This is a genomic window from Aquisalinus luteolus, assembly GCF_009712425.2.
Taxonomy (GTDB): Bacteria; Pseudomonadota; Alphaproteobacteria; order Caulobacterales; family Parvularculaceae; genus Aquisalinus; species Aquisalinus luteolus.
This window is the reverse complement of the sequence record NZ_VCJR02000004.1, coordinates 1-12,018: the sequence shown is the minus strand read 5'-3', so window position 1 is coordinate 12,018 and position 12,018 is coordinate 1. Positions and strand designations below refer to the sequence as shown.

The window sequence follows — 12,018 nt, the reverse complement described above, 5'->3', positions numbered from 1 at the left end:
GTGAGTGCCCGGCGCTTAGCCCACCGGGCCATACCCGTATTTCTGGCTGATGACCAGGATGCCGACGATCTGGATGATGATGTTGGTGAGGATGTTCAGCACCACCACGATCACGGCCAGCAACCCGACGCGCCACGCCTTTTGAAAGCCGCTGACCTTTTCAAACCCGCCGCGATAGCCTGTCTGGAACGCGACGAACAGCGATACGACCGCCAGCGCCATGCCATAAAGGTTCAGCATGTTGCCAGGCACGAACAGCATGATCGTAAGGACGACCGGCATCAGGCTGGCGCTCGGCACGATTACGGCGAAGAAATAGCGCTGCCTCAGCGCCATGGTGGTACGCTCGCCCCAGAACGGGTAGACCAGCGACAACAGCACCATGCTGATGATCTGCAGGATGGGCCACAGGCCGAAGACCCAGAGCACGGTTTCCTTGCCGATATCCTCATAGGTCATGCCCTCAGGCAGCGGCATGCCGGATTGAGCGAAACCGTTCGCATAGGCCCCGATCATGCCCTCATTGCCACCGATCCACCAGATTTTCAGGGCAGAGAACAGGGCAAAAAAGGTCAGCCACAGCCTGATCGACGGCGTGTACCTGTTGCCCCAGTCGGGCGTCCGGGCCGCGGCAAAATAGCGCTTGGGATGCACCCATAGTACGAAGATCGACCTGAGGCCGCGAATATTCAGCCCAAAGAGGTCCTCGGCGATTGCATCCATGGACAGCGCGTTGCGGCCGTCTTCTTTTATTTTATCGGCCATCAGCCCCTCCCCGGTGTTCATCTGTCACCTTCCCGTCAGGTTGCGGCGCGCGGCCCGCTGTAATACAGGACAAGCCTCAACACGGCCCAGGCCACACCGGCCACGGCACTTGCCACCAGCGCCAGCGCAAGGTCCGGCGAATAGCGCTGCAACGTCCCCATGGAAACGCCGAACAGCTGCGGGACAAGAAAAATACAGACCCACGCCAGCGCAATCGTCGTGAGCATCGGGAACCAGAGGCTGAAGGCGCCGCTCACGCCGGACTTGGCCCGCAACCCCGCCCGGCTCAACGCAACCTGGACAATGCCAACCACAAACAGCACCGGCAGCAGGGCAAACAGCAGGAACAGTCCCATCCGGCTCCAGCGCCCCGCGTCACCGGCGGGGGTATAGTCGAGGCCCAGCGCGCGTGCGCTTATGGCATTCATCAGGTTGGCATTCTCGCCAAAGCCCATGCCACTGCTGGCATTGATCAGCACCACAGCCGCCTTGCGCTCTGCCGGTTTCATGATCGCCAGCGTCTCCACGCCCGGGGTAAGCCCGGTATGCGATACGGTGCCGTTTGCCGTGTCGAGATACCACCCGAAACCGTAAAAGGGAGAGACTTCGCTTGCCGGCTGCATCATCTCGACCTTGCCCCGTGCACTGATGATATCATCCTCGCCATTCATCATGACCGCCAGATAGAGTGCCGTGTCGCGAGCCGTCGCGATGATGCCACCGACAGGCGCGGACATGCGATCGCTCGCCGCTTCTTTCAGGGCACGCTTTCCGCCAAACCACGGCACATGCCCGCGCGCAGTTTCATGGACCCCGCCATCGGCAACGAAGCTGTGCTCCATGCCGATCGGCTCGAGTATCTGGGTCTCGACATATCGCGCATAATCCTGCCCGCTCAGCTCTTCGATCAAGGCACCGAGGACGTAGTAGTTTGCGTTGGAATATTCCCACCTTGTGCCGGGCTCATGGGCGGGCGACCATTGTGCGATCCGGGCAACCTGGCGCGACAGGCCGTCGGCGCTTGCCCCCTCGCCTGAAAGGCTGTCATTACCCTGAAAGGTCGAGTACCCGCTCGTGTGACTGAGCAATTGCCGGATCGTGACATTGCGGCCCGGGCTTTCCGCAAACCCGTCAAGATACTGATGAATCTCCGCATCGAGATCGACCTGTCCAGACTCTACAAGCTGCATGACCGCCAGCGCCGTAAAACTCTTGGCGATCGAGCCGAGGACAAAAGGCGTGTCCGGCGAGATTTCACGGCCACTGCCCGCCACCATCTCGCCATGGGCACCTGACATGATGTCACTATCGTCCAGCACGGCATAGGAAAGGCCCGGCGCACCCGAAAGCGGCAGCTCCACGGCGATAATCTTCTCTATGCTTTCCTGATGGATGCCCGCATGCAGCGCCGTTGCGATACCCAATAGCAGTGCGACCAGAACAAACCGCATGGCGTTCTCCCCTCTCCTTTATTCCTGCCCGGCGCCATATATAGGTAGTTTTGGTGCTGATTGCCAAGCGTGGGGGCAGCAACGGTGCCTGCGGAGACGAAACCGGATGGTTTTCGGCCCTTCGCCATAAAATTTATGTCTCGCTGTGACCCGCTCCGGTCCGATTTTACGCTTCTCTATAGTAGGGGCTTGCTTTCCAGAAGGCGGGCCTGAGGGATCGACAAATCAGGAGAGAATTATGGCAACGATTACAGGCACTTCCGGGAGTGATGCACCGACCGGAACCCCGAATGACGACATCTATGACATGCTTGCCGGCGACGACACCGCCTATACAAGCTTCGGCAATGACGAAATCAACGGCGGAGCCGGGTATGATACCTATTATTTCCACGCCCCGTTCCTGGAGCTGGTGCAAGGATTTTCCGTGCGTTTTGCCAACGGCCAGATGATCTTCGACGGTCTCGGCTTCACCGACACCCTCAACTTGATCGAGCGCCTCTTCGTTGTCACGGACAATACCAGCACTTTCAGCGACTATGTCGACCTCGGCGACTTCGGCGGCGACAGCCAAATCTGGACCTATGGCGGTGATGACGAGATCTTTATCTCGGCAGGCGATACGACTGTCGATGCCGGCGCAGGCAACGACATCGTGCATCTCAACTCCGGTACCAATGTGATCTATGGCCAGGCCGGCGATGACACCTTCATCGTGACCAATTCAACCGGCGTCAATACGACCATCTATGGCGGCGCTGGCGTGGATACGCTGGACGTGCGGGGCCTGACGCCAGACCCGGATACGGGTTACTACCCCCAGACCTATATCGCCTTCAGCTCGATGGAAGTTATTATTGGCGGCTCGCTTTCCGAGACCTGGTATGGCGGCGATGAGGACAACGAGTTCTACGGCAATGATGGCGACGACAACCTCCAGACCTTCGGCGGCAATGACTCGCTGATCGGTGGCGACGGTGATGACAATCTCGAGGGTGGTGACGGACTTGATTTTCTTGCTGGCGGCAATGGCAACGACACAATGGACGGCGGTGACGGCGACGACCGGATGTTCGGCGAGGCCGGATCAGACCTTTTGCGCGGTGGTCTTGGTAATGACTATCTTGTCGGCAATGAGGGCAATGACGTGCTCGTTGGCGGTGACGGGGCCGATAACATCCAGGGGCGCGATGGCGATGACCGGATGTATGGCGAGGCCGGCCATGACCGCATGCTGGGCGGTACGGGTAATGACTATCTCGTCGGCAATGAGGGCAACGACCTGCTGATCGGCGAGGACGGCAATGACGAACTGCATGGCCGCGAAGGCGATGACCGCATATTCGGCGAGGCCGGTTATGACGTGATCCTCGGCAATGAGGGCAATGACTATCTCGTCGGCAATGAGGGCGATGACGTACTCGCCGGTTTCGATGGTGATGACAACCTGCATGGTCGCGAGGGCGCTGACCGTATATATGGCAGTATTGGCAATGACTGGATCAAGGGCGGTGCGGATGATGACTACCTTGTCGGCAATGAAGGCTCCGACGCTCTGTTCGGCGAGGACGGGGCCGATTCCATGCATGGCCGCGAGGGCAATGACCGGCTGTGGGGCGGCGGTGGCAATGACTACATGAAGGGCGGCGACGGCAATGACTATCTCGATGGCGGCGACAAGTTCGATGCGCTGTTCGGCGAGGGCGGTGCCGACACCTTTGCCTTCATCGGTAACTGGCGCCATGACCGGATCATGGACTGGGAAGACGGGATCGATGTCATCGACCTGTCGACGCAGGGCCTGCGAACAGGCGTTGAGACCGCAACCGATGCCTTCGCCAAGCTGAGTGTCGTGCAGGACGGGGCCGACACGATCGTCTCCATCACCGGGGATACATACAACTCGATCACCCTGATCGGCGTCGATGCAGCAGACATCGACGTCAGTGATTTCAATTTCGCGTAGCGCAACGCCCGCTGCATCACCAATCCCACACTGCAACCGCCGGAACGGCGGTTGCAGTCCCCCTTCCGTGGATTAACCTGTAGCTTTATCGATCCAAGCTGATAGGCTTGAGGAGAGAGAGAGAGAAGCGGCCGGGCGACTTTCCGGCGCGAGCCTGACGGAGGAAACTCATGGCTACCGGCGAAGATCCAATCATCATTGATGAAGACGTCACGGGGGCTCCTGCCCTGCTCATCGATACCGATGACGACTATTGTATCCTGGAAGATATCACTGTTTCCGGTGTTAGTGGCGAACCCGCCATTCAGGTTGCGAACGGCGCAACGACCGGCACTTTCATAGAGGTTGCAGGCCGGGTGACCGTGGCTCCGGGTACCTATCTGGCCAATATCGTAATTGACGGTTCAGACACCGTCCACGTGACAGAGACAGGTGAGATAATCGGTGACGCGGAAGCAATCTCATCCTACTCCGGCGGTCAAAATAATATAACCATCGATGGCGATGTTACTGCGCGTCTCGGAACAATCAACCTGACTGGAGAATCCAATTCGGTCTCCATCGGCACTATGGGCAGCGTCCATTCAGAGTCTGATTATGCCGTCTCCATATACAACGGTAAAAACAACCTTATCTACGTAGCAGGAACAGTTACCGGCAATTTTGGTATTCTGACGCAAGGTGTCGATGGCTCGCGTGTTGATACTATCATTGTCGACGGTATGATCGATGTCCAGGACAGGGCGATTTCTTTCGAGAGTGACGGCGACCAGAATTTTGGTACTCTGAGTATTGACGGTGATGTCACCTCCCAGGGGGTCGGCTTGTTTGTAGAACTCGACCTTGAAGCACGGATTTCGGGCACGCTGATATCCGGCGGCAATGCCATCGAGGTTGCAAATGTTCCAAACGCAAAAATCACCCTTTTCGTAACAGGAACGGTAGATGGTGACCTGATGCTCGGCGAGCTGGGCGACCAAGTTTATACATCGGTCCAGACCGGCCCTGGCCAGCCAGTCCTGTTCGGTGAGATTTCGGAAGGGTCGTCCGTCTGGATGAACGGAGGAAACGACAGGTTCAATACCGGCGCGACCGGGGTGTATGCGACGGATACCACGTCGTACATCGTATATGGCGGCGATGGCGACGACCAGATATACGGCTTGGCCGGAAACGACACCATTTCGGGCGATGCAGGCGATGACATGCTGATCGGCAATGATGGCAATGACATGATTTCCGGTGGATTAGGTCAAGATTTCATCGACGCAGGAGCTGGCGTTGACAACGTAAATGGCGGCGCCGGTGATGACTTGCTGCAGGGCGGCAACGGTAACGATATACTTTATGGCGGCTTGGACGATGACAGATTATTCGGCAACGACGCAAATGACGTATTATATGGCGACGAAGGCAGCGATTACCTCGTAGGCAATGCTGGTACGGATACACTTTTGGGTGGTCTGGGGAATGACAACCTCCAGGGGCGCGAAGGCAACGACCTTATTTATGGCGAGGAAGGAGCTGATTATCTTTATGGCGGCGGCAGTTTTGACAGCCTTTCCGGTGGCGCCGGCAATGATACTCTGTATGGAGAAGATGGTTTAGACGTACTGGCTGGCGATGCCGGAAATGACTTCTTGGACGGTGGATCATCTGATGATCGACTGTATGGCGGAAGTGGCAGCGACCTACTCTTGGGTGATCTTGGCGCCGACTATCTCGTCGGCAATGATGGCGATGACGTGGCCGGTGGCGGCGATGGCGATGACAACATCCATGGCCGCGATGGCGATGACCGGCTCTATGGCGAGGCCGGTAATGACTGGATGCGCGGCGGGGCTGGCGCCGACAAGCTGTCGGGCGGGGCCGGTAGCGATGCCCTGTTCGGCGAGGATGGCGACGACAATCTTTATGGGTATGCGGACAATGACCGCCTATGGGGCGGCAGCGGCAATGACTGGATGAAGGGTGGCGACGGCGACGATTACCTCGATGGTGGCGACAAGTTCGATGCCCTGTTCGGTGAGGCAGGCAACGACACCTTCGCCTTCACCGGCGACTGGCGCCATGACCGCATCATGGACTGGGAAGACGGCAGCGACGTGATCGACCTGTCGACCCAGGGCCTGCGCGGCGGCGGCGAGACGGCGGCCAATGCCTTCGCGAAGCTGACAGTCATCCAGCTTGGTGCCGACACGGTCGTGTCCATCACCGGCGATACCTACAATTCCATCACCCTCGTCGGCGTCGATGCAGCAATGATCGACACGGACGATTTCGCTTTCGCGTAAGGGCGAACGAGTCCTGCCAGGCCACCAGCGGGTGGCAACCGTCAGGAAAAGACGAGACCCTGCGCGCATTGGCGCGCAGGCCTCTTGCTGCCCCCTCTTCTATCTTACCCGCTGACTCGCTATTTACCCCGGACTTGTGGTAGGCTGACAGAATAGGAAGTTCTGTCCCGGGAGGAGAAAACCATGGCAACCATCAACGGCACCAGCGATCCGGATACCCTTGAAGGTACCGATGAAAAAGACGTCATCTGGGGTTATGGAGGTGATGACGAGATCGACGGCAAGGATGGACCCGACTTCCTATACGGCGGCGACGGTGATGATGTCATCGATGGCGGAGAAGGCGATGACGAGATTGAGGGCGAAGATGGCGACGACCTGCTCGACGGTGGTGCCGGTAATGACGACCTCAGCGGCGGAGCCGGCAACGACATTCTCAACGGCGGGGATGGTGATGACTTACTGGAGGGCGGTACAGGCAATGACACTGTATCCGGGGGAGATGGCAATGACCACATATACGCCGGCACAGGAGCTGACATTTTTGACGGCGGCAGCGGTTTCGACACGATCAGTTATGCCATTGCCACGTTAAGCGAGACGATCGACATCAGTGGCTATTTCGGAGATCTGGACACATTCGAGATCCACTATTACGAGCGCGGGGATAGCCCCCTCAACAGAGACTACGGCGCTGATAGCCCGATTGAATATGACCACGCCACAGGCGCCATCTCGGGCGGCGAGACCGATGACGATACGCTTCTCAGTATAGAAAGCGTTCTGGGTGGGCGCGGCGCCGACGTGATCACCGGGGACGCCTCGGACAATATCATGCAGTTTACGAGAGGGGCCGATACGATCGACGGCGGCGACGGCGTTGACACGCTCGTCATCGGAGAGGGCTTTTATCGGGACGTAACGCTGAACCTGATGGAAAGCACCTATACGTTCAGTAGCTACGGGGTTTCATACGATTACGATATCTCATTCACCAGCATAGAGAATATCATAGCCTATACCGGCTATTGGTATGAACCCTTTGAATCGACAATTGTGGCCACCCATGACGTCAACACACTGTTCGATGCCAGCGGCCTCACCACCATGGCCGGTCTTGCCGGTGACGATGTGCTGGTCGGCGTTGTAACTTATTTCCAACCTGGCGGCTTTGGCGGCGACTATGTCAGGGGCCAGACATTTGCCGATTACTCCTTTGATGACGATTATGGCGCAATTTCGGGTATCACGGTCGATCTTGCAGCCGGTATCATTATCGATGGTTTCGGGGACAACGACACGCTGGTCGACATCTGGAACATCAAGGGCAGCGATTTTGCCGATGTTATCAGCGGTGATGAGGAAGATAACAAGCTGGTCGGCAATGGCGGAGATGATGTGCTGACCGGCCTTACCGGCGACGACTTCCTGTCCGGCGGAGCCGGCGTCGACATCCTCGATGGCGGTGACGGAATCGATACGGTCGAGGCCTGGCGCGATGGCGGCACGAGCGGTGTCACCATCGATCTGGCAGCGGGTGTGATGACCGACTCCTACGGAAACACGGACACCCTCATTTCCATGGAATCGATCACGGGTACGGATTATTCCGATACACTGAACGGCACTGCGGAGAGAAACGTCATAAATGCCGGGGACGGCGATAATGTCGTCCATGGTCTGGGTGGCGATGATTATCTGGAAGGTGGCAGGGGTATAGACCTGTTCTATGGCGGTGCCGATAACGATTTCCTGAGAGGGGACGACGCTGACGATACACTCTATGGCGATGACGGCGATGATGTCATCTATGGTGGGTTCGACAACGATGTTCTCTATGGCGGGGCCGGTAATGACACCCTGAATGGTGAACGTGGCAGGGATGTTCTCTTCGGTGACGCTGGCGATGACATATTATACAGCGATGAGGACGAAGACTCTATTTCCGGCGGCGATGGTAACGATTTTATCTACAGCGGCAGGGATGATGACTCTCTGGGCGGCGACGCCGGTGATGATCATCTTGACGGGGGTTTTGGCAATGACCGGATCTTCGGCGGCGACGGTAATGACATTATATATGGCGGGTCCGGCGGCGATTATATGGTCGGCAATGACGGTGACGACGTGTTCATCGATTATTCCCGTGACCACAATCTGGCTGGCGATAGAAACATTCAATACATTGCCGCCGATCTTTTCCGCGGGCGGGAAGGATATGACACGGTCGACTTCTCCGGATACGGCTCCAATCTTGCGCTCGAACTTACAAAGACCGTCACCTTCACAGACGGAACGGTCGAACGGGTTTTCATCAGTATAGAGCGTGTTATCGGCTCCGCCTTTGGCGATTCCATCAGCGGAGATGAATTGGCGAACCGCCTCGATGGCCTCGATGGCGACGATACCCTAGCCGGACGCGATGGCAATGACATCCTCGAGGGCGGCGCCGGGAACGACCGCCTCTTCGGCGAGGCCGGCAACGACCAGCTGCGCGGCGGGGACGGCGATGACTATCTTGTCGGCAATGAAGGCGACGACTTTGCCGGCGGTGGTGCCGGGGCCGACAATCTGCAAGGCCGCGAAGGCAATGACCGCCTGTTCGGCGAGGCGGGCAATGACCGCCTGCTCGGCGATGCCGGGGCGGACTATCTCGTCGGCAATGAAGGCAACGACCTTCTGATCGGGGGCGACGGCAATGACGAACTGCATGGCCGCGAGGATGATGACCGCATTTTCGGCGAGGCGGGCAATGACAAGATTCTCGGTAATGAAGGCAATGACTACCTTGTCGGTAATGAGGGCGATGACGTACTCGCCGGGTTCGCCGGTGACGACAACCTGCATGGTCGTGAAGGCGCTGACCGCATCTACGGCAGCATCGGCAATGACTGGATCAGGGGCGGTGCGGACGAGGATTATCTCGTCGGCAATGAAGGGTCCGACGCGCTGTTCGGCGAAGATGGGGCCGATTCCATGCATGGCCGCGAGGGCAATGACCGGCTGTGGGGCGGCGGCGGCAATGACTGGATGAAGGGTGGCGACGGCGACGATTACCTCGACGGCGGCGACAGGTTCGATGCGCTGTTCGGGGAAGGCGGCGCCGACACCTTCGCCTTCGTCGATAACTGGCGCCATGACCGTATCATGGACTGGGAAGACGGGATCGATGTGATCGACCTGTCGACGCAGGGCCTGCGCAGCGGTGCCGAGACAGCCGCCGATGCCTTCGCCAAGCTGACCGTGGTCCAGAACGGCGATGACACGGTGGTCTCCATCACCGGCGATACCTACAACTCGATCACCATGATCGGTGTCGATGCATCGGACATCGATGTCAGCGATTTCAATTTCGCATAAAGCCGCCACAGCTCCTGCGTGCATAAATCGAGAGTCAAGTCTTTAGCATTATCTAGATCATGCTATGGTTCCCCCATTAGAACAACTAATTGAGGGGATCCATGGCGGAGATCAACGGAAGTGGCGCTGGCGAGACAATTGATGGCACGCTAGAAGGCGACATCATTTCCGGGCTGGACGGTGATGATATCATCGACGGCCTCGAGGGTGACGACATCATCATCGGCGGGGCCGGCGCCGACATACTGACTGGCGGAGACGGGCTCGATATCTTCTCAACCAGCGGAGATATTTACTCAAATACACTCAATGAGTTTTACGGTGACACGATCACTGATTTTTCCGCCGGCGAGGTCATCAGGTTTTATGCCGCGTTCGAAGAATACGGTAACTTCACCTACACGCCGGATCCCGTCGACCCGACAACCGGCGTTCTTGACCTTGGCGACGGCAATGTTCTGACCTTCGAGAACATGGAGATAGGCGCCCGCTTCGCCACATTCAGTGACCGCGCCAGCTTTACCGAAATCAGGCTTTTCGAAGAGGACGGGTTCAACTTCCTCCTTGACGAAGACAAGTTCGAGATCGTCAACAAGAGTGGCGTCGGCGATATCGCGATCGAAGTGACCGAGGGCACCACGATTGGTTATGATCCCTCCGGAATTTTTCCTCATTTCGGCAGCATCACGCTGACCGGCGAGACTATGTCCCTGCTCAACGAAGGCAGCGTGCTCTCTGCAGTCCTGCGCGGCACGACGGTTGATATACTCAACTATGGTATAATCGGCGGTGTTGATTCCTTGTTTGGTGTTGTCGTTGGTGCCATTCCGGATGAAAGCGGTCAGACAGCTTCTGTGGAGAACGCTGCAGGCGGCAGTGTCTTTGCGGCCGCAGCATTTACGGTAGACGGAACCGGCTTGTTCGACACAGTAACCGTTAGAAACGACGGTTATGCCGAGGCAGCCTTCGTTCTTGTACAGGGCGGTGGTTTCGACCTTGAGGTAAAGGATCTAGAAATCATCAATACAGGGACGATGATCACCCGGGACTCCGATCATGTATATAGTGGCCAGGCGAGCCTCGGCATCACAGCGTCAGGTGCTGAATCCACACGCATTATCAATGAAGGCACGATAGAAGTTCAGTCTACAAATGGTGGGACAAGTTTCAGCAGTGCCGTTGTCTTCTCCTTGGGGCAGACAACTGAATTAGTGGTGATCGAGAACAGCGGAACTGTCATCTCCACCAGCGATGTGGCGGTTTATGACTATATCACACAAACGAACGGCAACGGCACGGCCTTCATTACCAATCATGTTGGCGGCGTGATGATTGCTGACAGCGACAATGACGGTGACGGGCGTCTTATAAGGGCTGCAACCATAAACTCGAACTCGCCGGATACTCTATATGAAACCCGGGCCAATTTCGTCGTCGCCAATGACGGCGAAATGGTCGGCGACATCAAGTTCTTCGTTGCGGATGACTTCTCGTTGGCAGGCGGGATAGTCTTCAGGTTCCAGCCGACAGGTATTGCCACCCCTGCCCTCTCCATAGCGGGGATTGAGGATTTAATCGATCCGCTAACAGACGAACAGGGCAATGTTCTATATGATGAGAATAACAATCCGATCTTCCCCGATGAGATAGAGCATCCTTCATTTGGCACTCTACAGGTCGTGATCGAAGCTGACAGATCCGTCAGTGTTTACGACTCAAATGGCGACAAGATTCTTGTCTTGCCTGAGCAGGCAGATATCGCCGATGGCTCTTTCGATGACATGCTGACGAATAATGGTTCTCTCACCGGCGATGTATTCCTTGGGTTAGGCGATGACAGCTATCTGAACACTGGCACGACGACCGGCGAGGTCTTCGGTGGTTCTGGCGCGGATAGCCTTGTTGGCGGTGCCACATCCGATACCCTGTACGGAGAAGTCGGGAATGATTTCCTCGCCGGGCGCGACGGCGATGACGTGCTGGATGGGGGTGATGGTGACGATCGCATGTTCGGCGAGGCCGGGGCCGACCTGCTGCGTGGTGGTCTTGGTAATGACTATCTTGTCGGCAATGACGGCAATGACGTCCTCGCCGGCGGCGACGGCGCGGATAACATTCAGGGCCGTGATGGCGATGACCGGTTGTTCGGTGAAGGCGGTCACGACCGTATTCTCGGTGGTAC

General features: G+C 57.4%; 6 protein-coding genes. 4 read left to right on the top strand and 2 right to left on the bottom strand.

The window, feature by feature from the left end; all coding sequences use genetic code 11:
• Window positions 1–15: 15 nt before the first annotated feature.
• Window positions 16–765: a hypothetical protein gene (locus FF098_RS15110; protein ID WP_155142098.1), complete on the bottom strand. Its 750-nt coding sequence runs from the start codon at window positions 763–765 to the stop codon at window positions 16–18.
• A gap of 35 nt (window positions 766–800) precedes the next feature.
• Window positions 801–2,216 (bottom strand): serine hydrolase domain-containing protein, encoded by a 1,416-nt coding sequence (locus FF098_RS15105; RefSeq protein ID WP_155142096.1) that lies wholly within the window; start codon window positions 2,214–2,216, stop codon window positions 801–803.
• A 238-nt stretch (window positions 2,217–2,454) separates the two neighbouring features.
• Here FF098_RS15105 and FF098_RS15100 point away from each other — a divergent pair, with 238 nt between their 5' ends.
• The 4 genes from FF098_RS15100 to FF098_RS15085 all read left to right on the top strand — a co-directional run.
• Entirely contained in the window at window positions 2,455–4,182 is a 1,728-nt protein-coding gene (locus FF098_RS15100; RefSeq protein WP_155142094.1) for a calcium-binding protein, read from the top strand.
• A gap of 170 nt (window positions 4,183–4,352) precedes the next feature.
• The gene (locus tag FF098_RS15095; RefSeq protein WP_155142092.1) at window positions 4,353–6,476 is read left to right on the top strand and encodes a calcium-binding protein; all 2,124 of its coding nucleotides are present in this window, start codon (window positions 4,353–4,355) and stop codon (window positions 6,474–6,476) included.
• A gap of 183 nt (window positions 6,477–6,659) precedes the next feature.
• Window positions 6,660–9,836: a calcium-binding protein gene (locus tag FF098_RS15090; RefSeq protein ID WP_155142090.1), complete on the top strand. Its 3,177-nt coding sequence runs from the start codon at window positions 6,660–6,662 to the stop codon at window positions 9,834–9,836.
• Window positions 9,837–9,937: 101 nt separating this feature from the next.
• Window positions 9,938–12,018, top strand: a 2,081-nt coding sequence (locus tag FF098_RS15085) for a calcium-binding protein (protein ID WP_413228470.1), incomplete at its 3' end; no start/stop codon positions are given.

Excerpts from the sequence above, each read along its gene's own strand:
- FF098_RS15110 (WP_155142098.1), bottom strand. The coding sequence starts at position 765 with ATGGCCGATAAAATAAAAGAAGACGGCCGCAACGCGCTGTCCATGGAT.
- FF098_RS15105 (WP_155142096.1), bottom strand. The coding sequence starts at position 2,216 with ATGCGGTTTGTTCTGGTCGCACTGCTATTGGGTATCGCAACGGCGCTG.
- FF098_RS15100 (WP_155142094.1), top strand. The coding sequence starts at position 2,455 with ATGGCAACGATTACAGGCACTTCCGGGAGTGATGCACCGACCGGAACC.
- FF098_RS15095 (WP_155142092.1), top strand. The coding sequence starts at position 4,353 with ATGGCTACCGGCGAAGATCCAATCATCATTGATGAAGACGTCACGGGG.
- FF098_RS15090 (WP_155142090.1), top strand. The coding sequence starts at position 6,660 with ATGGCAACCATCAACGGCACCAGCGATCCGGATACCCTTGAAGGTACC.